14 protein-coding genes and 1 other RNA gene are annotated in these 26,974 nt (G+C 44.5%); 7 read left to right on the top strand and 8 right to left on the bottom strand.

Annotated elements, in window-relative coordinates; all coding sequences use genetic code 11:
• Positions 1 to 42: 42 nt before the first annotated feature.
• The 4 genes from ssrA to ABQ275_RS03685 form a co-directional block, all read right to left on the bottom strand.
• Positions 43 to 416, bottom strand: a transfer-messenger RNA (tmRNA) gene (ssrA, locus tag ABQ275_RS03700).
• A gap of 165 nt (positions 417 to 581) precedes the next feature.
• On the bottom strand, positions 582 to 1,931 hold the full coding sequence (gene rseP, locus ABQ275_RS03695) for an RIP metalloprotease RseP (RefSeq protein ID WP_349316921.1): 1,350 nt from the start codon (positions 1,929 to 1,931) through the stop codon (positions 582 to 584).
• An 87-nt stretch (positions 1,932 to 2,018) separates the two neighbouring features.
• The gene (locus tag ABQ275_RS03690) at positions 2,019 to 3,185 is read right to left on the bottom strand and encodes a 1-deoxy-D-xylulose-5-phosphate reductoisomerase (protein ID WP_349316920.1); all 1,167 of its coding nucleotides are present in this window, start codon (positions 3,183 to 3,185) and stop codon (positions 2,019 to 2,021) included.
• Between the two features lie 89 nt (positions 3,186 to 3,274).
• Positions 3,275 to 4,771: a GH3 auxin-responsive promoter family protein gene (locus ABQ275_RS03685; protein WP_349316919.1), complete on the bottom strand. Its 1,497-nt coding sequence runs from the start codon at positions 4,769 to 4,771 to the stop codon at positions 3,275 to 3,277.
• Between the two features lie 394 nt (positions 4,772 to 5,165).
• On the opposite strand from ABQ275_RS03685, the gene rplU reads away from it, so the two are divergent.
• The 7 genes from rplU (at position 5,166) to ABQ275_RS03650 (ending at position 10,052) form a co-directional block, all read left to right on the top strand.
• Positions 5,166 to 5,468: a 50S ribosomal protein L21 gene (gene rplU, locus ABQ275_RS03680; protein WP_349316918.1), complete on the top strand. Its 303-nt coding sequence runs from the start codon at positions 5,166 to 5,168 to the stop codon at positions 5,466 to 5,468.
• Positions 5,469 to 5,519: 51 nt separating this feature from the next.
• Positions 5,520 to 5,798 carry a 50S ribosomal protein L27 gene (rpmA, locus tag ABQ275_RS03675; protein ID WP_079468897.1) on the top strand — a complete coding sequence of 93 codons (279 nt, stop codon included), beginning with the start codon at positions 5,520 to 5,522 and terminating at the stop codon, positions 5,796 to 5,798.
• Positions 5,799 to 5,862: 64 nt separating this feature from the next.
• Entirely contained in the window at positions 5,863 to 6,282 is a 420-nt protein-coding gene (locus tag ABQ275_RS03670; RefSeq protein WP_349316917.1) for a hypothetical protein, read from the top strand.
• A gap of 132 nt (positions 6,283 to 6,414) precedes the next feature.
• Positions 6,415 to 8,103 carry a helix-hairpin-helix domain-containing protein gene (locus tag ABQ275_RS03665; protein WP_349316916.1) on the top strand — a complete coding sequence of 563 codons (1,689 nt, stop codon included), beginning with the start codon at positions 6,415 to 6,417 and terminating at the stop codon, positions 8,101 to 8,103.
• Positions 8,100 to 8,801, top strand: coding sequence for a PrsW family glutamic-type intramembrane protease (locus ABQ275_RS03660; RefSeq protein ID WP_349316915.1), 702 nt, complete (start codon positions 8,100 to 8,102; stop codon positions 8,799 to 8,801). Before ABQ275_RS03665 ends, ABQ275_RS03660 begins: the two co-directional genes overlap by 4 nt.
• A 110-nt stretch (positions 8,802 to 8,911) precedes the next feature.
• Positions 8,912 to 9,547, top strand: a complete 636-nt coding sequence (locus ABQ275_RS03655; RefSeq protein WP_349316914.1) for a DsbA family protein — start codon at positions 8,912 to 8,914, stop codon at positions 9,545 to 9,547.
• A 10-nt stretch (positions 9,548 to 9,557) separates the two neighbouring features.
• Positions 9,558 to 10,052: a GNAT family N-acetyltransferase gene (locus ABQ275_RS03650; RefSeq protein ID WP_349316913.1), complete on the top strand. Its 495-nt coding sequence runs from the start codon at positions 9,558 to 9,560 to the stop codon at positions 10,050 to 10,052.
• 292 nt (positions 10,053 to 10,344) lie between these two features.
• On the opposite strand, the gene ABQ275_RS03645 is transcribed toward ABQ275_RS03650, so the two are convergent.
• The 4 genes from ABQ275_RS03645 to ABQ275_RS03630 all read right to left on the bottom strand — a co-directional run bounded on the left by ABQ275_RS03645 (position 10,345) and on the right by ABQ275_RS03630 (position 26,489).
• A complete protein-coding gene (locus ABQ275_RS03645; protein WP_349316912.1) occupies positions 10,345 to 12,828 on the bottom strand; it encodes a Calx-beta domain-containing protein in 2,484 nt (827 codons plus the stop codon).
• A gap of 32 nt (positions 12,829 to 12,860) precedes the next feature.
• Positions 12,861 to 15,047: an OmpA family protein gene (locus ABQ275_RS03640; protein WP_349316911.1), complete on the bottom strand. Its 2,187-nt coding sequence runs from the start codon at positions 15,045 to 15,047 to the stop codon at positions 12,861 to 12,863.
• Positions 15,048 to 15,080: 33 nt separating this feature from the next.
• Complete coding sequence (locus tag ABQ275_RS03635) at positions 15,081 to 15,995, bottom strand: type IX secretion system membrane protein PorP/SprF (protein WP_349316910.1); 915 nt, start codon at positions 15,993 to 15,995, stop codon at positions 15,081 to 15,083.
• A 66-nt stretch (positions 15,996 to 16,061) separates the two neighbouring features.
• A complete protein-coding gene (locus ABQ275_RS03630; protein ID WP_349316909.1) occupies positions 16,062 to 26,489 on the bottom strand; it encodes a Calx-beta domain-containing protein in 10,428 nt (3,475 codons plus the stop codon).
• Between the last annotated feature and the right edge of the window lie 485 nt (positions 26,490 to 26,974).

The raw sequence follows: 26,974 nt of genomic DNA, 5'->3' as shown, positions 1-26,974 counted from the left end.
TCAATCTTTTTACCTGTTTCTGGTAGTCCCAGATTTCAAGTTGGGTGGAGATGGCGGGAATCGAACCCGCGTCCAAACATATTCGCCGAAAGCTTTCTACATGCTTATTTACGCATTGGTTTGTCGGAACCTGGCAGGGGCGTAACGAACCAACCTAGTCCTTATCCGTTGTAGCTTCAGTATTCACTCACAGAAACTATGAATACCTATCCCTATGGTTTGATGATTCGGCGGCGGAAGTCGCATAAGGCGACAACTTCAAGCGGCTATAATGGGTGTCTAATCTCTGATTAGGCAGCCATGGCGTAGTTAGATTCGCCAATTAGAGTTTGAATATTCAGATTATCGTGCTAATTATCCAACGCACGGCATGCTTACACTTTCAAAGATCTATGCTGTCTAAACCAGGCATCCCCGATGTTTAAATAGCTCACAAAGATACGCAAAAAATACCAGGATTATAAGGATTAAAAAAGATTACCAAGATGGGTGTTTTGTTGTTTGTCTTTTAAAGAATCTAAAACAACAAAACACCCATCTTGGTAATCTTTTTTAATCCTTATAATCCTGGTCTACCTGGTCTAGGCGAACCACTTACTTATAATGTTTCTCCAGAAATCCAGTCCGTTTGCAAATAACAGTAAGCCAAACAGGATAACCATCCCCACTATTTGCGCATATTCCAGGAATTTCTCACTGGGCTTGCGGCCGGTAACAATTTCGTATAACAGGAACAATACGTGTCCCCCATCCAGTGCAGGAATAGGCAGTATGTTCATAAAGGCAAGAATAATGGATAAGAAGGCAGTCATTTCCCAGAACATCATCCAGTCCCACTGTTCAGGGAACAGGTTGCCGATGCTCATAAAGCCACCCAGCGACTCACTCACTTTCACTTCTTTGGAAACGAAGATCAGGCGTAACTGTTGCACATATTTCACCAGTTTGTCGATGCTTTTGCTGAAACCAGCCGGTATAGCCTCAAAGAAAGTATAGCTCCTTGTTTTGTAATCGAAAAACTTCTCAGGGTCCTGGTAATAGATCCCTAATTTGGCCGTTTCGCCGAGTTTGGCGGGGATGTTCAGGGTATCCTGTCCTCTTACCAATCCTACGGTTACTTCTTCGTTCTTATGCTTGCGCAGCTCTTTGGCGAAGTCTGTAAAATAAGGCAGGGATTGTCCGTTGAGGGAAATGATCCTGTCTCCTACTTTGAACTGGCCGTTTTGCTCTGCTACCGATCCTTTTTCAAATTTATCCACATAGTATGGAAAACGCACGTAGGCAAAAGGTTCCTTTTGCTTCAGCAGCTGCCGGATAAAGCCATCGGGGATAGCAATGCTCAGTTGCTGCCCGTCGCGTTCTACCTGGATGCTTTTGGCTTCGCGCAGGATCACTTCTCCGGGGATAGACCCAAACTGTTCTACCTTACGGTTGTCTATTGCCAGGATCTTATCACCATCCCGCATACCAATGCTTTGTGCCAGGGAATCTACTGTAACACCGTATTTCACAGCATCAGCCGGGAGGTATTTCTCACCCCAGTACCATAACATCATCGCATATATGAAAAATGCCAGGACGATATTTACCGTTACCCCGCCAATCATAATGATCAGGCGTTGCCATGCCGGTTTTGCACGGAATTCCCAGGGCTGTGGCGGTTTCGCCATCTGCTCTTTGTCCATGCTTTCGTCTATCATCCCGGATATCTTTACATATCCGCCCAACGGTAGCCAGCCTACGCCATACTCCGTGCCTCCTTTTTTAAATTTAAAAAGAGAGAACCAGGGATCAAAGAATAAATAGAATTTTTCCACCCTGGTTTTAAATAATTTGGCCGGGATAAAGTGGCCCAACTCATGCAATACAACCAAAATAGAGAGTGACAGTAACAACTGCCCGGCTTTCACCAATATTACCTCTGTAGTCATTTACTTGTTTCTGCTTTAATATGCCGGTCAATATATTAGATTTAAAACAAATCCCGGCAAAACGCTTTGTTAATTTATAATTTCAACTTATATAACGATCGAATTAATCAGGGAGGTAGCATGTTCGCGTGCAACACTGTCACACTCGTAATAATCATGCAGGGTAGGCGTTTCGATAAACGGCACTTTTCCCATTGTTTCCTCGATCACTTCTGTCATTTGCAAAAATCCTATCCTGTTTTTAAGGAATGCGTTTACTACCTCTTCATTGGCTGCATTCATTACGCAGGGAGCGTTTCCGCCTTTAAACATTGCCTCTGTGGCAATGGCAAGGTTACGGAAAGTTTTAATATCCGGTTGCTCAAAAGTGAGGGAAGGATAATTTCTGAAGGAAAACCGCGGAAAATTATTGGTCAGACGGTCGGGATAACCCAACGAATACTGGATAGGCAGTTTCATGTCCGGCAAGCCCATCTGGGCTTTCAGTGAACCATCCACAAATTGGACCATAGAGTGAATAATGGATTGTGCGTGTACAACCACTTCAATCTGTTCCGGCTGCAATCCGAATAACCAGCGTGCTTCAATCATTTCCAGGCCCTTGTTCATGAGGGTAGCCGAATCAATGGATATTTTAGCGCCCATGCTCCAGTTGGGATGTTGCAAGGCGTGATCTTTCTTAACATTGATCAGGAAATTGGGCTTTTTACCGAGAAAAGGTCCGCCGGAAGCGGTCAGGATCACTTTTTCCACTTTGCTGAAAGGTTCTCCCAGCAGGCATTGGAAAATAGCGGAATGCTCGGAATCTACCGGGATAATTGGCACATTCTTTCTGCGGGCAGTGGCCATTACAATATCTCCGGCAACAACCAGGGTTTCCTTGTTGGCCAGTGCCACCGGTGTTCCCTGTTCAATAGCGGATAAGGTGGGAGCCAGACCGGCAAAACCGGTAATAGCTGCCAGCACCATATCAATCGTACTCCAGGAGGCTACTTCCACCATTGCCTTTGCACCGGCAAAAACTTTGATGCCTTTATCAAACAATACGTCTTTTACCTGTTTGTATTTATCCTCATTGCCGATTACAACGGCATTAGGTTTGAATTTTAGTGCCTGCTCAATCAGCAGGGTGGCATTGTTTTGGGCAGTCAGTACTTCTACGCTGAACCTTTCTGGATGCGTCGCTATCACCTCCAGTGCCTGTATGCCAACGGATCCGGTGGATCCAAAAATGGCAATCTTACGTTTATCCATTACGGTGATTTACTTTGTTTCAGTTAACAAAAAAAGAACAATTAACTGCGGGCCATTCGCCGCCAGTTGCTACAGCTGTTCAGATACCGCTACTGTAAATACTGCGTCAGTTCATCTGCCAGCTTTCTGTCATTGCTTAAACGTGGCACTTTATTCTGGCCACCCAGTTTTCCAATAGCCTTCATATAATCGATAAAACCCTGTTTACGCACAGTTCTTATCTTCAGGGGTTGCAATATATTGCCGGTTAAAAGATCATCGTAATAAATATTCTTCTGTCGTAAATTCTGATCTACTTTTCTTGCAAAGGCTGTCAGGTCGTGTGGCATGTTTTCAAATTCCACAAACCATTCATGAAAAGGCAGTTCGCCCGAGGTTTGTACCATCGGAGCTACTGTAAATTCGGTGATGTGTACCTGTTCTTCTGCCGCTGCTTTCATCAGGCTATGCTCTACTTCTTCTCCGATCACGTGTTCGCCAAAGGCAGAAATAAAATGTTTGATCCTTCCTGTGACCAGCAACCGGTAAGGATTGGTGGAGATAAATTTTATCGTGTCACCAAGGTTATAACCCCATAATCCCGCGTTATTGTTGATGATCATGGCGTAATTTACACCTGTTTGCACATCTTTAAGTGACAACCGCGTAGGGTTTTCATCGAATATTTCCTGTGCAGGAATAAATTCATAGAAGATGCCTGAGTTGGTGTTCAGCAACAGACCTTCCTGTTCCTGTGAATCCTGGAAGGCAAAAAAGCCTTCGGAGGCAGGAAACGTTTCCAGCGTACGGATCGGCGCACCGATGGAAGCCATTAGTTTTGCCTGGTAAGGTTCAAAGTTCACACCCCCATAAACCAGCAAATCCAGGTTCTTAAAGATCTCTTTAATGCGTTTACCATCCGTTTTTTCTATCAAACGGTCGAAATACATCTGTACCCATGGTGGTATGCCACTGATGAGGGTCATATCCTGGTTGAAAGTTTCCTGTACAACCTTGTCCAGCTTCGTTTCCCAATCGTCGATACAATTCGTTTCGTAGGAAGGCAGCTGGTTGGTGCGCAGGTAGCGCGGGATATGGTGATTAACGATTCCGCTGAGGCGGCCGGTGGGTATTCCACCTACTCTTTCAAGCTCCGGGGAGCCGGAAAGAAAAATCATTTTTCCATCAGCAAAGGCACTGTTACCTGTTTCGCCCATATAGTTCAGCAACGCATTACGGGCTGTATCTATATGGTTAGAAATAGATTCCTTCGAGATAGGTATATATTTTACACCACTGGTGGTACCGGAAGTTTTGGCGAGATAGATAGGCTGTCCTTTCCATAACACGTTCTGTTTTCCTTCCTTGATCCGCTCTATATAAGGCTTAAATTGCTCATAATCCCGTACCGGCACAGCTTGCTTAAACTCATCATATGTGTGTACGGCCTCATATTTATGATCTGTTCCGAATTCTGTTTTTTTGCCTGTCTTTATCAGCTCCTCCAGGATAGCATCCTGGTCTTCCACCGCCCTGAGCATTTCCTTCCTGATCTTGTTATGAACAATAGAAGCAAATGGTTTGGCTAGCAGTGATTTAAACTTCATGCCCTTTATTTTATGATTGAGAGTATATTTTAATTTTTTGATTTACGGATTTAGCTATTTATAACGAAATAACTAAATCCGTAAATCAAAAAATCCCTGAATCTGCTTTTTTATGTAAACGACAAAAGTATACAAATTTGCGTTGGTTTGTACGGCAAGATAAGTGTTTTTACGCCTTTGTTATATAGCACAAAGAGGGGGATGCCGGGCTGTTGGATATAAAAGGTAATTTGTTAAAATATTATAAAATACAGGAAAGTACGTATCTTTGAAAACATTAAGCTTTTATCCGGCTTGTTATATTAGTTTACATATGTGAATTAAATAAAGGCCGGAAAACTTTGTCAATTGAAAAACAATTGATACTTTTGCGGAAATTATATTTTGGATAATTATGTTTGCAGTTGTAAAAATCGCAGGTCAGCAATTTAAAGTACAAAAGGACCAGGAAATTTTTGTACAGCAGTTACAAGGAAATATTGGAGACAAGGTGGAGTTTTCCGACGTACTGTTAACAGATAATGGCGGCACGCTGGCCGTTGGCACTGATGTAAAATCAGTAGTAAAAGCAGAGATCTTGGCACATGTTCAGGGTGATAAAGTTATCGCTTTCAAAATGAAGAGAAGAAAAGGCTTCAGGAAGAAAATCGGTCACCGTACTCACTTTACGAGAATCAAGATCAATGAGATAGCTTAATTCGTTTTAAGCTAAATTTATTTATTAGACAAAGTTTAAAGTAATTATACAATGGCACATAAAAAAGGTGAAGGTAGTGTAAAGAACGGCCGTGACTCCCACAGCAAAAGGCTGGGAGTAAAAATCTTTGGTGGTCAACCTGCTATTTCTGGTAACATTATTGTTCGTCAGAGAGGTACCGTTTACCATCCCGGTCAAAACGTAGGCGTTGGTAAAGATTTTACCATTTTCGCAGTTGCAGACGGTGTAGTGGAATTCAGAAAAGGTCGCGAAAACAAGACTTACGTTTCTGTTAAAGCATTTGACACCACTGCTCAGGCAGAAGCCTAATCAGTGTTAGCCATAAAGTTTTTTTATACCCAATATTTTTTTACTAACCCAAATTCAAAAAACAATGGCAACAATTAAAAAAGCGGCTGCTAAAAAAGCTGCGCCCAAAAAGAAAGTAGCTCCTAAGAAAGCTGCTGCAAAAAAAGCTGCTCCTAAAAAGAAAGCTGCTGCTAAGAAAGCTGCTCCTAAAAAGAAAGTAGCTGCTAAGAAAGCTGCTCCTAAAAAGAAAGCTGCTGCTAAGAAGGCTGCTCCTAAAAAGAAAGCCGCTGCTAAGAAAGCTGCTCCTAAAAAGAAAGCTGCTGCTAAGAAAGCTGCTCCTAAAAAGAAAGCCGCTGCTAAGAAAGCTGCTCCTAAAAAGAAAGCTGCTGCTCCTAAAGCTGCGCCAAAGAAGAAAGCCGCTGCTAAAAAACCAGTTGCAAAGAAGAAACCAGCTGCTAAAAAAGCACCTGCTGCTCCTTCTGCACCTGCAGCTCCGGCTAACTAAGATCGGATTTACAAAATGTAGTTATAAGGATCCTGGTATTTATACCAGGATCTTTTTTTTGCCTGGATATCAACGATATCAGCCCTCCGCCTAAAATCCGGAAATACTGCTACAATTATTTATTTTCGCGTTATGGATAACTATTCAATCGCCGATAACTTCTCCCTCCTCTCCAAACTCATGGATATTCACGGAGAAAACAGCTTCAAAGCCAAATCCTTTGCCAGTGCGGCATTTACTATAGAAAAATTACCGGTACAATTAAAAGATACCCCCCGTGATGATATATTCCGCATCAAAGGTATCGGGGAATCTACCGGTAAAAGTATCCTCGAAATGCTGGATACGGATAAGTTCGGGCTGCTGGATAACTACCTGCAGATCACCCCCGCCGGTATCCTGGAAATCATGAAGATAAAAGGACTGGGGCCTAAAAAGATAGCTACTATCTGGAAAGAACTGGAAATAGAATCTATGGGCGAACTCCTGTACGCCTGCAACGAAAACCGGCTGATGCTCCTCAAAGGATTCGGCGCAAAAACACAGGAAAATGTTCGTCAGAACATCGAATTCTATCTTTCTAACCGCAACAGGTTCTTATATGCCGAAGTTGCTGCCACAGGCGCCGACCTGGAAAAACAACTCCGCGAAATCATGGCGCCGGCAGCCGTAGCCCTCACAGGCGCATTCCGCCGCCAGGCAGTGATCATCGATGAAATTGAACTGGTCATCGCCGCACCGGCAGACAAAGTACAGGCGCAACTCAGCGCACTGCCGGGATTTGCCCTGACAACGGCCAACGATCATAACCTGGTATGGAAACTCAACGATAAACTAAAAGTCGTTACCCATAGCTGCGAAGCGGCCGATTTTTATAGCCAGCTGTTCACTACTACGGGCGCGCCGGCATTCATGGATAAATTCAATGCGGCCGGTGGAGCTGCCCACCTGTCATCCGCACCATCGGAAGAAGCCATCTTCAGTGCGGCTGGTATTGACTTCATTCCGCCCTGCTTACGGGAAGGCATGAACGAAATTGAGCAGGCACGCCTACACCAGCTCCCGGAACTTATCCTGCCAGGCGATATCAAAGGGATCATTCACTCTCACAGCCAGTGGAGCGATGGCCTCTATACGCTGGAAGAAATGGCCATAGCCGCCAGGGATCAGGGGTTCCAGTACCTGGTGATCAGCGATCACTCCCGCTCCGCCTTTTATGCAAACGGATTGCATATTGAAAGAGTGCAGGCCCAACAATTACAGGTAGATGAACTGAATAAAAAACTGGCGCCTTTCCGCATTTTTAAGAGCATAGAGGCCGATATTCTCAATGATGGATCATTGGATTACCCGGATGAAATACTGGCCACTTTCGATCTCGTAATCGCTTCTGTGCATTCAAATCTTAAAATGACAGAAGAGAAAGCGATGGCCCGCCTGCTGAAAGCCATCGAAAATCCATACACCACCATCCTCGGACACATGACCGGCCGCCTGCTGCTGAGCCGCAACGGGTACCCCGTAAACCATAAAACCATTATCGATGCCTGCGCGGCCAACGGTGTGGTAATAGAACTGAATGCCCACCCCCGCCGCCTGGATATCGACTGGACATGGCTACCTTATGCGCTGGAAAAAAAGGTGCTGATCTCTATTGATCCTGATGCACACAGCATTGAAGGTTATCATGATATCCACTACGGTACCCTGGCCGCACAAAAAGGCGGCGTAACAAAAACAAACAATCTTAGCAGTTATACTGTTGACATGCTGGACGCTTACCTGCTGGAACGTAAAAAACAAAAAAGTATCCTTTCATGATGTTACTGGCGCTGGCCATTGCCCCCGGATTTGCGATATCCCTGTTCATTTATGCCATGGATAAATACGACCGTGAACCCATAGGGTTGCTTCTCAAATGCTTCCTGCTGGGCATGGTATGTGTGGTGCTGCCGTTGGTTATACAGGCCCTGGGTCTGCAAATAGGTCTGCGGGAAAACACCGGAACTTTTCTGGGCACTGCGGTCTTTGCCTATGGTGTGGTAGGCTTGTCAGAAGAACTGGCTAAATTCCTTGTGCTGCGCTTCTACGCTTACCCTAAAAAAGCATTTAATGAACCGCTGGATGGCATTGTTTATTCGGTCATGATAGGAATGGGCTTTGCCACACTGGAAAATATAGCCTATGTAGCCCAGTTCGGATTCAGGACCGGCGTAGCCCGCATGTTCCTGTCCGTGCCCGCTCACGCCACTTTTGCCGTGTTGATGGGATACTATGCCGGCCTGGCTAAATTTATCCCGCAAAAAACAGATGCCTTACTTTTACGGGGATTGCTGATCGCTGTTTTCTTTCACGGATCATTCGATTTCTTCCTGTTTCTAGGTAATAACATATTCCTGCTGGGGGCTTCCCTGATCACACTTTACATAGCAGGAAAGCTATCACTGAAGGCTATACGAAAAAACAAAGCCCATTCAAAGGAATTATATGAACAACGTTATTTTGAAGAAGAAGGATGACGGAAACCCTAAAGCTATTAACGTTTGGCTTTTAGCTTTTAGTTATCTTTGGTGCGTATACGGCTGTCTTAACAGCCAAAGGCGAACCGCTAAACGATAAACGCTGACTTATGCGATTTATATATGTCTATGATCCGCTTTGCGGCTGGTGCTACGGTTTTACTCCCGTAGTACTGCAACTACAGCAGCAAAGTAACGGTACCATGGAATTTGATATTCTTTCCGGCGGCATGATTACCGGCGATAACAGGCATCCTTTCTCTTCCATGGCGGCTTATATCCAAAGGGAACATACCAACGTAGAGGAAATGACAGGCGTAAAATTTGGCGAAGCTTTTCTCAGAAAATTATTACCTTCTGCCGAAATAATGGATTCAGAGAAACCCAGCGTGGCGCTCAATGTATTTAAGCAATACCAACCTGAAAATGCCATCAGCTTTGCGCATGATATGCAGGTAACCCTTAATTATGATGGCGTAAGCCTTAACAGCGACGATACTTACAGGAAGTTAATCCGCAAATTCGGATTACCGGAAGACGAATTTATCAGCCGTTTACATGACGAACATTACCGGTATGAAACACAGCAGGAATTTCAGCTGATACAGAACTGGGGCATCACCGGCTTTCCGGCCGCCATCCTCGATACTGGCAAACAACTCTATCTCTGTGCAAGAGGTTTTACAACTTTAGAACGACTACAAGAAACCATTGATAATATAATACAGGAAAGTAAAAGTATCTAATTCAAAAAAAATGTACCGCATAAAATCAACTACCGTGGCAGACATTCCTGTAATACAGGACCTGACAGAAAAAATATGGCGCCCCACCTATCAAAGCATCCTTACACCGGAACAGGTCGATTATATGATCAACCAGATGTACAGCACTGAAGCTTTGACCAAACAAATAACAGAACAGGGACATCGGTTTATCATCTTACAAGATGATAAAAAACCTATTGGTTTTGCTTCTTACAGCGCCACCGATACACCCGGCGTTTATAAATTGCATAAAATATACCTGCACCCCAGCTACCAGGGAAAAGGTGTAGGAAGATTCCTGCTGGATACCGTAGCAAGACAAACCAAAGCCCTCGGAGCCCAGATCCTGGAACTGGATGTAAACCGGTTGAACAAGGCAAGATACTTCTACGAAAAACAGGGTTTTAGCGTTTATGGGGAGAAAAATACAGACATCGGCAACGGCTTCCTGATGGAAGATTTCGTGATGCGTAAACAACTATAAAAAAAGAGCCCGGTAAGGACATACCAGGCTTTTCATTTTAAACCATTAAAAGACACAACTCTTTTGATGATCATCTTTATGAATATTAATTCATAAAAAAGTTATTCAACTATAATACCTACGAGAAATAATCACTGTTTGGATTGAATTGATTTTAAATAAGCAGCATCTTTATATATTATAATATAAAAGATGCTGCTTACTACTCTATTAAAAAAATTCCCGCATAATAACTATGCGGGAATGCAGGTGTGCCTGAAGCGCGTATATCGGTTAGTGATCCAAGCTGTGGTTATTTAGCCGTTAACACAGTTCCCTCATCATTATCATCATCGTGGATGACTGCAACGGCCTTGTTCAGTTTCAGTTCAGGTGAAATACTCAATGTTCCTGCATTAGCAGCGGCAGTAACGTCGCGCAGCTTCACAGATACCAATGCATCCGGTTCCTTGACACGGTCATTCACCAATGCCACCTGGATATCGGTTTCACTGAAAGCACAGTCGCCTGTAATTTTCACCATGTCACCATTCATGATCACGTAGTCCTTACCATAAGTGGCTGTGCTGGACGAATCTACTCCAAAGAAAACATTGATATCACTGCCAGTACAGTTTGTTTGTACAGACTGATCTGCCGCTTTCACGAGGATACATTTAAACATGCTCACCGGCGCAGTAGCCGATTCGTTGGCATCTGTGAGCCTTACCAGGGTAATATATGCCGCCTGATCCTGGATATGCTGGGAAGCGGAAATAGAAGCTACATCTCCATTGTAGCCCACCACTGCTTCATTATCTGCTTTGATCTCACTCAATACCAGTACCACGGTTTCCGCCAGTTCAAAGCGGTTATCATCCTTTACCTTTACTGCAAGACTGGCAGTAGTGGCTCCACTATCGATCACAAAAGGCGCTTTAATGCTGCTTACAAAGTCTGCACCCGGCAAAGCGGTACCATTACCAAATTTATAGGTAAGGCGTACCGGTTTGGCGGTAGCGTTGATCAGCGGCGTATTATCTCTCTTAAATAATCCGGCAGAAAAAACCACATCAGTAGCAGGTTCTGCACCATTGGTGCCCCCAATAAATTTCACCATCGCCGGTTGATCCAGGATCGTTACCTCTCCTTTTGCTTTAGTCAGGTATAATGCTGATGCGTCCAGTACTTCTACATGGAAAGCCTCTTTACCTTCCAACAGGTTATCGCTTTTTACCGGTACCTGGATAGTTTTGGAGATAATAGCACCAGCTGCAAATTCAGAGGGCACAAAAGAAATCGTTCCTTCTGTTATGTCAAAATCAGCCGGTCCGGCACCCCCTTTACGTGGTATCGTTTTATAGTGCACATTCACCGGTGTACGTATCCCGTTGTTTCTTAAAAACCCCGACAAGGTAATGGTAAGAGTGGCATTGGATAAGCCGTTGAGCGGCTCAGAAACAGCAATATCATTGATAGATACACCGTGACTGATTTTGATAATACGGTTACCATCTTCCTCTCCGCCGCCAGCCGCCAGGATTTCTCCGGAAGGACTCATCAGCAAAGCAGCAAGGGTCGTTTTTGCATCGTACTTCCCAAGTTGTTTATCAAACATCATTTCGCCATCAGGAGTTAGTTTAATGAGACGATAACCATCTTTGGTCACCATACACATTTCATCGTCCTCTGTGAGCAACAGATGCTGGAAAACAGATCCTACATTCTTATTCACCACTTCAGTGCCATCCGGTAATAATTTTACAATTTTGCCGGTATTGTTGCCAACGTTACCGCCGGCAGCAACTACGATACCGTTCCTTCCAACTTCCAGCGCATAAAGCGCGGCGTCCACTTCTTTATTGAATAGTTCTGTTCCGTCAGGACGCAACTTAACGATACGCCCTTTATCTTTTTCTTCCGCGCAGGCGAAGATCTGACCCAGGTCATTCACCTTTATCGCATTAAATTTACCATCTACAGTGCTGTATTCCTTATCGAATACCACCTGTCCTTCTGCATTCACTTTGGCAATGCGGCTGGCGTTGCCGGTACCATAGGCGCCACCGCCCATAGCCAGTACAGCACCGTCTTCCAGCAGCAACATTCTTTCGAAGGTAGCGCCGGGCTTCCCAAAAGAAAGCTCAAATTGTTTTTCTCCCTTACCATCTACTTTCACGATATATGCTTTACCCTGACCATCACCAACATCGCCACCTACAGCAATGATGTTTTCATCTTCATCGATCAGCACATTCGTGAACACATTATGTGCACCGAATCCTTTATCAAATGTAATTTTACCATCGGGCGTCATTTTTGTGATGCGCGCCTGGGCAGGTTTGCTGCCATCTACTCCCACGGTAATATAGTTACCATGACGGTCGGTAATGATCTTTGTAAAATAGCCACCCTGGCCATTTCCGATACTCTTATCAAATACTACCGCCCCGGTGGAAGACAGCCTGGTAATACGTGCATTACCATAGGCAATAGTACCGCCACCAACAGCTATCAGTTCATTCTTCGGTAATAACAGCAGATCCTGGTAAGCAACCAGTCCCCCTTTATTCAACCGGGCATTATAAATAAGATCTCCTGTGGCAGATAATTTGGTGATACACCCATTATCAAATCCACCGCCGATAGCAACAATCGTATTGTTCTCTGCAATCGCCAGCTTCCGGTACTGGTTTTTGGGAGTACTCATACTTTTGTTGAACACGACAGGCATCTCCTGTGCGAAGGCTTGTGTGCCTATCGCCAGCATTAGCATAAGTGAAGCAATTTTGTTCATTTTGTTAATTTGATATACGCAAAAAATAATTCCTATTGTAGTTTAATCTCACACCTGCGGTTCACACCCTGCATTTCTATAAAAAGCTCCCGATCCGCTACCACATTGAAGTTTCTTGTTACCAGTACCGGCCGCGTGGAACCGAAATAATTGATCCTGATCCTGTCTGGGTCCACTCCCCTGCTCAGCAGGCATTGCTGTATGTATACAGCGCGGTTCTTCGATAAAGCCAGGTTATACTTTTCTGTACCGATAGTATCTGTATGGCCATTGACTATAATCAACCGGTGCGGATTGGCTTTCCATAAATGGAAGATAGAATCCAGCTTATACCATTCCTGATCCTGCGGTATATAAGAGTTCAGATCAAAATAAATGACGCCGGGTACACGCCACAGTGAACCAACAGCCTGCTGACCGCTATCCTGTTTTGACGTATATGCGTTTACGTTCGACTGCTGCCGGATAATAATATCACTACTATCCTGATTTTTGCCAGGCAAAACAGTCCCTTTCCCTTCCTGCTGCCACCGCAAAAGATCCGGATGGCTGCTGATAGTTTGTACCGCATGCGCCGGTGCTGTATCAGCAACTACCGCAGTAACGGGTTGTTTTGCAACTGCATTATTGCCGGCATTTTGCCAGGGAATGATTTCAGGTGAACTATCGGGGATATCTTCCGGATTATTGTTGATAACAGGTTCCCCACTAACGGCAACGGCCATATTAACTGCGGGTTTGGCAACAGATATAGCCACCTCCGTTTTTGCCGGAAGCAGGCTATCATACTTTTTATCTCCCACTAAAGTCAGCTGTTGACGGGTATCCGCCTGATTCATAGTATAAGGTACTTTATCATCATCTACTGGTTTACCGGGATAAGGCAGGTCCAGTTGTTTCAAAGGATTCTTTTTCAGGTTTAAAACATAGATATGGTCATTATCATGCACACCGGAACGATCTGATGTAAAGTATAATAACTGCCTGGACACATCCAGCACGGGATTCAGATCATCAAACTGCGTATTTACGGGATAGGGTAAATGTATCGTTCCTTCTTCCTGCTTTTTGATATTGATCATGAATATATCCAGTCCACCAAAGCCCTGCAACCCATTCGAAGAAAAGAATAGTTTGTCGCCCACTACAAACGGATACAATTCATTTCCGTTTGTATTGACCGTAGGGCCCATGTTCACCGGTGCTTTCCACCGTTTCTCCGTTTTGTCCCAGTCAGCGTAATAGATGTCTGTACCACCCTGACCACCAGGCATATCGGATGCAAAGTACAAACGTTTCCCATTCGGCGCAACGGATGGATGCAGGAAAGAATAGGTTACATTTTTGCCCAGCTTTACCGGCGTAGGTTTACTCCAGGTATTATGGTCAGGCTGATAAACAGCCGACAACAACTGGGTACCATTATTATAATTGATGTAGGAATTCTTTTCATTTTTAACATCTGCAAACCTGTTGGAAGTGTAGATCACCTTCTGCCCGTTATCAAAAAAAGAAGCGGGACCTACCTGCAACACGCCACGCAAACTATTGCTGAAAGGTTCAATACCATCTTCCGAAATCATGTACAACTTGGAATTGGTATAAAATGATTGCGGCGCATCATCCCTGAAATCATTGGAAAGGAATACAATGTTATCACGGTACAATGCCAGTCCATACTGGTATCCCGGCAGATTAAGCCTTAAACTGTCTACCCGCACGTTCTGCACAGAGTCACGGTTAAAAAAGGAATAATAGTTTACCAGCGATTCCTGCAAGTTGGTGAAGCGGGCATTGTTCTTATAGTTGTTACTATATACTTCACTTACTTCTTTTGCTTTATCTACCCTGCCGGTACGTTTGAGCAGATCAATATAATTGGTAACATCTGCTACGAGGATATCAGCAGCAGGTTTATATAACAGTTCATCATACAGGCTGATGGTTTTTTCAAACTGCCTGGTTTCATAATAAATGCGTGCCAGCTGTAATTTGGCGCGGCGCATCACCTTTTCTTCACTTCCGTTATTGATAACATCATTACATAAAAAGATAGCTCTTTCATATTCCTGTCTTTTATACAAACGTTCCGCGCGCTTCACTTTCGCCATACTCCCGAACGAAGCTGTCTGCACATGATCCTTTACAAAAGAACAGGAAGCAGACATGCATACTACGCTCAGAAAAAGCAGGAGGTACTTAAATGGATATACTCGCATATGTCCCGTGATTTGGGTTTTCATAGTTTTAATTTAGAAATAACGTGGCGCTACCACTTTCCATTTAGACCAGGAAAAACGGTAGTTGACCATCAATTCATGCGATACGGTTTGCGCACCCTTCAGATTCGATTGCATCGGTGTATCATACGAATAGCCTATTTGCAAACTTTTGCTGGCCTGGATCTGTACCAACCCGGTAAGCGTTTTCTCCGAACGCCAGGAAGCGCCCAACCATATCAGGTTTTTCAGGAGGATATTGGCATTCAGGTCATACTGAAAACCGGTTCCTTTCACAGCACGCAACAACACATTCGGTTTCAGTTTTACATCGTCATTAATATTGATCAGGTACCCTGTCTGCACATAATAATGCGATTGCACCACCACTTTATTCACACTGCTACCCAGGTCAAAGCTTTTGAAAGTAGGAGATGACAGACCGATAAAAAAACGATCTGTAAACAACATGAAGCCAAACCCCACATCGGTTCTCCAATAACTCTGGTCATGTGCAAAAGCGGGATCGGTGGTTGACAACGAACTATTATCCTCCCGGAATTGCGACATCCCACCCTTTATCCCCATAGCCAGGTAAATTTTTTCGTTCAGCTTTACCCGTTGCGAGATGTTGAAGTTGACAGCTGTCTGCGAGTTCACCGTAATCTTTTCGTTCATCAGTGAAACACCGAGACTTGTATTGGTAGCTTTCAACGGCGTATAAAAAGAAGCAGTGGCAGTTTTAGGCGCTCCATCCACACCTACCCACTGGTTACGGCCTACAGCGGTAAGACTCGATGACTCATCCATAGATGGATAAGCAGGATTGATAATCATGCCATTGAACATATATTGTGAGTACAGTGGCTCCTGCTGCGCCTGCAGCTGCAGACAGCAGCACCAGCATAATACAATAACCCCTAAAGCTTTCATAGGACGCTTATTCATAGGTATCAGCTTAAACATTTTTCAAAATCATCTTTCTTAATTGCTGTTTATACTTTCGTATAACCATTACCGTTTTATCACAATAAATCCGGTGTACCGCTCTGCTTTACCATTTATCCAAATCTGTATATTATAGAAGTAAGAACCATCCGGAACATCATTACCCACATTACCACCGGCATTGGAACGACCTCTGAAATTATTGGACTTATTATCGTAATTATTTAGTTTAAAAATGGTGCCACCCCAACGGTTAAATATCACGACTTCATTTTTCGGATACTTTTCAATGTTCTCAATAAACATCGCATCATTACCCTGCCCGTCATTGTTGGGCGAAATGGCCGGATGTACACGGATCTTGTTATTGTTAGCGTCTATTTGACGGTTGTCTGTTGTAAATCTTTCTACTGAATCCGGTACACCGTCTCCATCAGAATCCAGGTCCAGGAAATTCGGAATACCATCGCCATCCGTATCATCATCAAACGGATCGCCGTTATCGTTGATATCTTCCTGTTCATCGGTAAGTCCATCGCCATCTGTATCACATTTCCGACACATCTCGTCATCATTGAGAATAACACCGGTTGCATGGTCGGGCATACCTATTACCGGTAGATGCTGGCCGGAAGGAACGGTAGCAGAAAGCATTTTCAGGATAAACGTTTCATGCTGTTCAAAGGCAACATCTCCGATAATATTCACCGCGATTTTACCATCAGACTGATAAGCCGGTATAACTGCCTGTTTAACGGTGTTACCAAAATCAACGCCCGGTGTGGCTTTGAAGTCCATATAAGGGAAGCTGACACCTTCTGTTGATTCCTCAAAATCAAAGTTGATGGTAACCGGCCGGGAACTCTGCCTGTTCATTTTTACCAGGAAGTTGAGTGGCGTGTTCTCTCCTGCATTACCTTCTTTCACACTGAATTTATCTGCGGTAAACGACAGTGTAAGCGGATCATTATCCGTAATGATCACGTTGGACTCCGCTACAGCACCCGCTTTATAAACAGGTGTACTATTATCGCCATTGTAAGGCAGGATAGTAGCTTTAATAAACCCATCATCATCATTCACATCATTATCCACCGTCTTGATGGTGAAAGTTTGCTGCGTTTGCATGGCAGCATAAGTGAGCGTAATGATGTTACCAGCAGCGGTAGCACCGGTGGTAGTAAAGGTTCTGGCGGCATCCTGGTCAATTTGTATCCGGATAGGCATATCATGCGTTGTACTATTCACCGATTTGATGGTGAACTGCACCGCTTCACCTTCAGCAGCTGTGGTGACTGTGCTGGAAATTTCCACCACCAGTGTATCATTATCATGAATAATTACATCTGCAGCCGCCTGTGATGAGATAGGCCAGGTTACACCAGGTATATTGGCGGTAATAGTTTGCAGTTGTACCTGCACATTTTCATCTCCTTCTATTATGCTGTTATCAATAGGATCTACCTTGATATCGGCATAATGCAGACCCGCCGGAATGGTGACTGCACCACTCAGTTTTTTGTAACGGGTATCCGCTACCGCATTTCCTGCTACTGTATAGTTTACGGTTACATCTTTCACCGCTGATAACTGCGTATCCGTAAAGCGTATCCTGAAAGCGCCTGGCACAGCAGGTTCGGAGGCATCTGCGGTTTTCTCTACCAGCATTTCACGCCTGGTGGCATTAGCGCCGGTCGCATCACTTTCATCATCGTGAATAGTCATTTTCACGGTATCCATATCATTCACATCAAACGCGATGTTTTTGCTGAAACGTTTCATCTGCGCCAGCATCAGGGATACCCCTATTTGTTCATCTCCTTCAATCACCTGGTTATCTATCACATTAACGGGAACGGATACACTACTTTCGCCCGCTGCAATAACCGCTGATGCCTGTACCGGTGCCACGTTGGTCATACCGGTAATACTGCTTACATAAAACACCACTTTAACATCTGCTGCGGCGGTATTATTGCCAGACAACTTGATCTGATAAGCCCCATGGATGGCAGGTTCTGCGGCATCATTCACTTTCAGCAGCTGCACCGACATATCACCCGTTTCAGGAATAAGGAGGGCAGCCGGTTTGTTGAAAGTATATCCTGCTGTAACCAGTTGCGGAGCAAACTGTACTTCTTCATCCCCTTCCAGCATGTTGTCATTAATCACCTGCAACTCATATGCTTTACTATGTTGCAGGGCGGGCAGGATTACCTGTGCAGGTAATCCGCTGTAATCTGCTGCATCCGCTGTAGATGCGGCATCCCTATTGAGGTCAATAATAATATCTTCCGAAGAAACAATCTGATTGTTGACAAATCCGATGATAACCGCTGTTTTATTGCCTTCCCGGATAGAAGCGGAATCAATATGCATCTCCATTTTCAGGTTATTCGCATCCAGGCGGGTAGCGTCATCTATTGTTACATCCAAGCTATCACCTTTCAGACCTGCAAAGTTTTTAGGTGTGGCTACGATGCGCAACAGCTCTGCATTTTCAAGGATCAGATCTGTTTTTGCCGTGAACGAGAAAGGTATATCCAACGAACCGGCTGGTATCGTTACTTCTGTGGGCAAACCGGTAATATCCGTGAGTACAGCTTTTGATTGGGTGCTGAGTGACAAGCTGATCGTGATCGCTTTACTGGATGTTACACCCGGTGCCAGCGATACTTTCGCGTTATATACATCCCCTTCTGCTACATGTGTACCGGCTGTTACTGCAGTAACGTGGATAAATCCTGTAGTTGGATCATCATGCGTTTTATCCTGGATCGTGATTTTTTTACCGGTTACTAACATGGAGGCATCGTCAGCAGTTCCGGTGAAGAATACTTCTTCATCATCTTCCAATACCAGGTCTGTCAATGCTTTGAATGTAAAAGCAGTAGTACCTGTTTTAGCTCCTTTATTAATTGTGATATCAAAGGGAGATGGTAAAGTATTGTGATCTATACCAATCGCTGTTGAAAGTGCAGCATCCTTGCTGATGTGTACTGTAATATTATGACCGGCCTGCAAATTATTTGGTAACTGCACACCCAGGATAGTACCCGCGCCGTTTTCATCAATCGCGTCCAATGTACTTGTGATCACAATCGGGCCCGGTAATGGATACTGGGTTGGATCATCACTCACATCTATTTTAAATGCTGTACTGGTATAACTACTGATACCATCATTACCCGTAGCTGCGATGGTAAAGTCTTCCGGTCCTTCTGTAAAATTATCGGTGTTAATACTTAATGCAGTTGTAATACTGTTGCCGCTGGTAATAGTAGCAATCGTTGCCAGGGTATAATCCAATCCTCTTTCAGCAGTACCTACTGTTTGTGGCAGCTGTACTATTACCGGTACTTCTGTGGTTACACCGGCAGGCAGACTAACCGTCAGCACATCGTTGTCGCCTTCTGTCAGTGGTAATGGTTTCGACAGCGAAAGACTTACTTTCAGGTTATTCGCATCCAGGCGGGTAGCGTCATCTATCGTTATATCCAGGCTATCGCCTTTCATACCAGCATAGTTTTTTGGCATCGCTACGATACGCAACAGCTCTGCATTTTCAAGGATCAGGTCTGTTTTTGCGGTGAATGAGAAAGGTATATCCAACGAACCGGCTGGTATCGTTACTTCTGTGGGCAAACCGGTAATATCCGTGAGCGCAGCTTTTGATTGAGTGCTGAGTGACAAGCTGATCGTGATTGCTTTGCTGGATGTTACACCCGGCGCCAGCGATACCTTGGCATTGTATACATCCCCTTCCGCTACATGTGTACCGGCTGTTATCGCAGTAACGTGGATAAATCCTGTAGTTGGATCATCATGCGTTTTATCCTGGATCGTAATCTTTTTACCGGTTACCAACATGGAAGCATCGTCGGCAGTTCCGGTGAAGAACACTTCTTCATCATCTTCCAATACCAGGTCTGTCAGTGCTTTGAATGCAAAGGCAGTAGTACCTGTTTTAGCTCCTTTATTAATTGTGATATCAAAGGGAGATGGTAAAGTATTATGATCTATACCAATCGCTGTTGAAAGTGCAGCATCCTTGCTGATGTGTACTGTAATATTATGACCGGCTTGCAAATTATTGGGCAACTGCACACCCAGGATAGTACCCGTGCCGTTTTCATCAATCGCGTCCAATGTACTTGTGATCACAATCGGGCCCGGTAATGGATACTGGGTAGGATCATCACTCACATCTATTTTAAATGCGGTACTGGTATAACTACTGATACCATCATTACCGGTAGCTGCGATGGTAAAGTCTTCCGGTCCTTCTGTAAAATTATCGGTGTTAATACTTAATGCAGTTGTAATACTGTTGCCGCTGGTAATAGTAGCAGTCGTTGCCAGGGTATAATCCAGTGTTGCTTCAGCAGTACCCACTGTTTGTGGCAACTGTACAATAACCGGTACTTCGGTGGTTACACCGGCAGGCAGACTAATCGTCAGCACATCGTTGTCGCCTTCTGTCAACGGCAATGGTTTCGATAATGAAAGACTTACTTTCAGATTATTCGCATCCAGGCGGGTAGCGTCATCTATCGTTACATCCAGGCTATCGCCTTTCATGCCAGCATAATTTTTTGGCATCGCTACAATACGCAACAGCTCTGCATTTTCGAGGATCAGATCTGTTTTTGCAGTGAATGAGAAAGGTATATCCAACGAACCGGCGGGTATCGTTACTTCCGTTGGCAAGCCGGTAATATCCGTGAGCGCAGCCTTTGATTGGGTGCTGAGTGACAAGGTGATCGTAATCGCTTTGCTGGATGTTACACCCGGCGCCAGTGATACCTTGGCATTGTATACATCCCCTTCTGCTACATGTGTACCGGCTGTTACCGCGGTAACGTGGATAAATCCTGTAGTTGGATCATCATGCGTTTTATCCTGGATCGTAATTGTTTTACCGGTTACTAACATCGAAGCATCGTCAGCAGTTCCGGTGAAGAATACTTCTTCGTCGTCTTCTAATACCAGGTCTGTCAATGCTTTGAATGTAAAGGCGGTGGTACCTGTTTTAGCTCCTTTATTAATTGTGATATCAAAGGGAGATGGTAAAGTATTATGATCTATACCAATCGCTGTTGAAAGTGCAGCATCCTTGCTGATATGCACGGTAATATTATGACCAGCCTGCAAATTATTTGGCAACTGCACGCCCAGGATAGTACCCGTGCCGTTTTCGTCAATCGCGTCCAATGTACTTGTGATCACAATCGGGCCCGGTAAAGGATACTGGGTTGGATCATCACTCACATCTATTTTAAATGCGGTACTGGTATAACTACTGATCCCATCACTACCGGTAGCCGCAATGGTAAAGTCTTCCGGTCCTTCTGTAAAATTATCGGTATTAATACTTAATGCAGTTGTAATACTGTTGCCACTGGAAATAGTAGCAGTTGTTGCCAGGGTATAATCCAGTGTTGCTTCAGCTGTACCCACTGTTTGTGGCAGCTGTACAATAACCGGTACTTCGGTGGTTATACCAGCAGGCAGACTAATCGTCAGCACATCGTCGTCGCCTTCTGTCAGCGGCAATGGTTTCGATAATGAAAGACTTACTTTCAGATTATTCACATCCAGGCGGGTAGCATCATCTATTGTTACATCCAGGCTATCGCCTTTCATGCCGGCATAGTTTTTTGGCATCGCTACAATGCGTAACAGCTCTGCATTTTCAAGGATCAAATCTGTTTTTGCGGTGAATGAGAAAGGTATATCCAACGAACCGGCGGGTATCGTTACTTCTGTGGGCAGGCCGGTAATATCCGTGAGTACAGCTTTTGATTGGGTACTGAGTGACAAGCTGATCGTAATCGCTTTGCTGGAAGTTACACCCGGCGCCAGTGATACCTTGGCATTGTATACATCCCCTTCTGCTACATGTGTACCGGCTGTTACCGCAGTAACGTGGATAAATCCTGTAGTTGGATCATCATGTGTTTTATCCTGGATCGTGATTTTTTTACTGGTTACTAACATGGAAGCATCGTCAGCAGTTCCGGTGAAGAACACTTCTTCGTCATCTTCCAATACCAGGTCTGCCAGTGCTTTGAATGTAAAGGCGGTGGTACCTGTTTTAGCTCCTTTATTAATTGTGATATCAAAGGGAGATGGTAAAGTATTGTGATCTATATCAATCGCTGTAGAAAGTGCAGCATCCTTGCTGATGTGTACTGTAATATTATGACCAGCCTGCAAATTATTTGGTAACTGCACGCCCAGGATAGTACCCGCGCCGTTTTCATCAATCGCAGCCAGTGTACTCGTGATCACAATCGGGCCCGGTAATGGATACTGGGTTGGATCATCACTCACATCTATTTTAAATGCAGTACTGATATAACTACTGATACCATCATTACCGGTAGCGGTGATGGTAAAGTCTTCCGGTCCTTCTGTAAAATTATCGGTGTTAATCGTTAATGCAGTTGTAATACTGTTGCCACTGGCAATAGTAGCAGTCGTTGCCAGGGTATAATCCAATCCTGTTTCAGCAGTACCTGCTGTTTGTGGCAACTGTACAATTACCGGCACTTCTGTGGTTACACCGGCAGGCAGACTAATCGTCAGCACATCGTCGTCCCCTTCTGTCAATGGCAGCGGTTTAGATAATGAAAGACTTACTTTCAGGTTATTCACATCCGTCCTTGTCAAATCCTCAATCTTCAGGTTCAAGGGGCTATTTACCGTATAGCCGGTAGCGGTAGCCGTCAGGATCAGTGTCTCATTTTTTTCCAGTACATCATCTGTTGCTGTCTGTATAACATCAAAAGTGGCAGTTGTTGCCAGTGCCGGAAGTATCAGGCTGCTGTTTAACACAGCATAATCTCCTGTTGCTACACTTGCTTCAGAAGTATTGTCCACATTCAATTGAACCGTTACCGGTATAGCGGAAGCATAAGGTACCGTAACAGTTACCTTCAGCTTCTGACCTTCCTGTATGAGGGTTGCATCTGGTGTAAGGGTCATGACCCTGGCGCCGGAATTATTGGTGGTATTGTCTGTAATGTTGATGGTGGTACTGCTGGCAGGATAGTCAGCATCTCCTGTATTGCCATCTATAATGATGGTGCCATTATCATCCAGGATAAGATTATTGTACGCAGTTATAGCAGTTGAGTTGGTACCCACTTTACTGTTGACAGGAATCGTGATACTCACCGGTAGGGCGGTATGCCGTGTTACAGCAGCTGTGGAGCCGGCGTTTCTCGACAAATTCACTACAATAGGGATCCCTGCTTTCCAACCGTTAGGTAAAGTAGCGGTAAGCGTAGCGCCGGTAAGGTTGCCCTCCTGGATACTACTAACGGAGCTGCTAAGGATAATGGGCGTTGCTGCCGGAATCGGGAATTGCAGATCATTGATCGTAAAATCAAGTGTTGCCGGGGTAATGGTATATGCTGTAGAAAGACCGTCTGGCTGAACTGCCGGCGTGAGCGTGAAGGCTTCCTCTCCTTCTACCAGCAGGTCATCTGTAATTTCCAACAATGCTGTAGCAGTGGATGCTGTAGCTGCTATTGTTACCGAAGCCGGCAGCTGATAATCCGTACTACGTATGGCCGTACCTGTTGTTTGCGGCAATGTTACCGTAATAGGAATTTCAGTTGTTATGCCATCGGGTAAACTAACAGTGATTGTACTACTGGTACCTTCATCCGGATTCAATACAGGTGCACTGATGGTTAATGCAGTGTTACTTGTATTCTGTCTCGTCAGGTCATTAAGCGTAAGCGTGGCACCCGTTATGGTATATCCCGTTGCGGTTCCTCCCATAATCAGTTGCTCATCTTTTTCAATGACCATATCACTTTCGATGTGGATAGCATCTGCTGTTGGTGTAAACTCACCCACGGTATTGGCCGGTAAGGTCACCACTGTTTGCAGCAAACTATAATCACTGGTGCCGGCTTCTGAACCGACCGCTGTTCTCACGAGGGTGACAGCAATATTCTTTGCGGAACTGACACCCACTGGTAATGATAATTTAAATTTAGTATCCTCCCCTTCATCCAGTACAGCTTTCACCGGTGTCAGGGTAACAACTTTAAGACTTGCAGCTGTTTGATCATGAATATCTAATCTCACCCCGGTTCCTACGAGGATATCGGGATTTGTAGAACTACCGTTAATGATCAGGAAACGGTCATCATCCAGCACCAGGTTGGTGGCAGATATACTTGCTTCTGCGGAAGCTGTTTGTCCACTTACAATCGTAAGGGATGCCGGTAACCCGGTATAACTGCCAATACCTGCTGTGGAAGTAACATCGGGCGTCAGGTCAATCTGTAAGTCTATATCCGTTTGCAGACCTGCCGGCAACACTGCCTTCAATTTTGCAATGTCAACACCGCCTTCGTCTATTTCATTTTTTGAAAGTTGTAAAAGGATAGGTGCCGTAAGCGGTAATTGCGCATCTTCAATAGTAATAGTGGTAGCAGGTGTTACTGTTGTAAAAACAGTAGCTGTACCATCACTCACAGTTGGCGTAAGGATAATCGTTTCATCTCCTTCTATACGATTATCATCAATCAGCGTCAATGCAGTATTGGTGCCATTGCCTGTAAAGGTAAGCGTAGCGGGCAATGCATCGTAATCGGTGCCGCTAACCGCAGTACCGGACCTGGCCAGTGTTACAGTGATCGGCAGATCAGTGGTCACACCTGTTGGCAGGTTAACATTCAGTAAACCGTCAAATCCTTCCCTGAACTTCAGCGATGCATCAGCTGGTGTAGTAGTAAGCGCCAGCACCGTGTTTGCTGCATGATTCCGCGTATCATCCGTGATCGTGATTTCCTGCAGTAATGCCGTCTGAATGGTTTGGGCTTGCCCCATCACATCCGCATTTACCTGCATTTTGAATTTTTCAGAACTCTCCAGGACCTTATCCGTAGCTGCCTGAATTATAATATCTGCATCATGTCCGGATGCAGGGATCAATACCTTGACAGGAATGGTAAAATCCACGCCGCCGGGCAATGCAGTATTGCCAGCAACGATGGAAAGGTTTACCCATGTATCTTCAGAAACGGTGGTAGTGGTACCGGGCAGACTCACTTTAGCAGTAATCTGATCGCCTTCATTCAGGGTGGTGGCCGGGTAAATCAGTCGTAGTGTACGGTCTTCATCATCCGTAATGATATAGGTGCCGCTCGTTTTTGTACCCAGTTTTACCAGGTCATTGCAGGTATTCTCCAGCTGGAAAGTCATGTGCCTGTTGTATTGCAGCACATCATTCCCGATGATGGTGATATTATCCAGTGTGATTTCCTTTGCCGTGGTATAGTTCCCGGCAGGGATCATAAACCCTTTATCATAGGTAAAGTCTGTACCTTCTACTGCTACATTTGTTTCGCCGGTTAGTGGCGCTGCCAGCTTCACATTTACATACGTAGGAACAGTGAGGATACCGCCCGATACTTTTAATTTCAGACTGGTCGGAGCATGGGTATTACCGGCATTCCCCTCATTATCAGCAGTAGTATCTGCAACAAATTCTACGTTAACGGCTGTACTGTTTGTACTTACCGGGTTTAAATTCATGGCAGTCCTGGCGGCATCGTAATCAGTAAAGGTGGCATCGCTCCCATATCCTACCAGTACGCGTGTACCGATAGCCTTGCCACTGGGTTTATTATTTATGGTGACTTGCACCGCTATTCCCCTGTCAATAGCCGGATCAGGAAAACCTCCGTTCCCGCCCCCCAGAGGACAGGAATTTGTTTGTAAAAGATTCTTTGCGGGCGATAGCTCAGGTTCCCTGATAGAATAGGAACTGAATTTATCTGTAGCTGCAAATGCGTGACTAAATGGCCCGGGGAGGCCCATCAAGCCGTTCGTCCGGTAGATGCCTACAAGATTTGGCTCTGTGCTGGTTGGCAGCAATTGTCCATAGGAAGCTGCACTGGCAGGGCCAGCATAGTAATCGTTACTCCAGTCATAAACAAAATTCACATCCTGCTGCATTACCGCGTGTTCCGATAAATACAGCAGTACGTTATATCCTGGCGTTTCACCGGTGAATGCGTAATCTATTGTAAAATAATTATTGGGGTAAACGTAACTGTAAGTCCTGATGATATTAATGTCCTTATTGTATTTGTCCTTTAATTTACTGAGAATATTGACCCGGTAAGGGCTGGCTGCTGATCCTTTCCCAAGCACTTCAGATACTTCACAAATATTGCTGTTAAGATCCCATTCATCTACACTGGCGTCAGCAACGTACTTGAATATCACGGTTTCTTTAACCCCTTTTTCTCCGGTCACTAAGTTGTTATATGTTTCTGTTTTGCCGAGGCGGAATATCTGGTAGGCGCCGGTTGCTGCGTCAAACTCAATCCGTAGTCCATTAGCCGCGGTAGTGCCGCCGGTAGGGTTGATGGTGCGGGTCTGCGCCTGGAGGTCAATACCAGCCAGTATGAAGGCCATCAGGAGGGCCATGCATTTCAGATACACGGATATGACACGACGCATGCTTTGCATCGTTAATTTCTTAGGATAGGACAGGACTAACATATAAGCGTGTAAATTTCTATTTATACATATAGATTTTTAGTCAAAAATGTGAAAAACAGTCCTTTGTAAATCCCTATATGCCTTACTACAATTGGCTCTCCCGGCAACCTCATTCTGATAATACATTCATCTTTGCTGATAAAATCTGAAAAACCTGCTGCCGGCAATTAGTAGGAGTCGTGGTAAGTGCTTTAAGCTGCACGCCGGGTGCTCTCTACGATTTAAATATTAAAATATATGCTTTTACCTGGGAAGTACCAGTAAACAATTAAATATAAAATTATATATTTTAATTAGCAAATCTATAATAATATTTATATTAAATCAAATTTATTTATATGTGAGAAAATTAATGGCCCCGGGAAGATGATTAACAAAAAATTAGGGGTCTGCTCAGCAGGATTCGGGCCTGCTATTATGTAAAAAGTTAAAATAACCCTAGA

It is taken from the genome of Chitinophaga sp. MM2321, assembly GCF_964033635.1.
Lineage (GTDB): Bacteria > Bacteroidota > Bacteroidia > Chitinophagales > Chitinophagaceae > Chitinophaga.
This window is presented reverse-complemented; position numbering and strand designations above follow the sequence as displayed.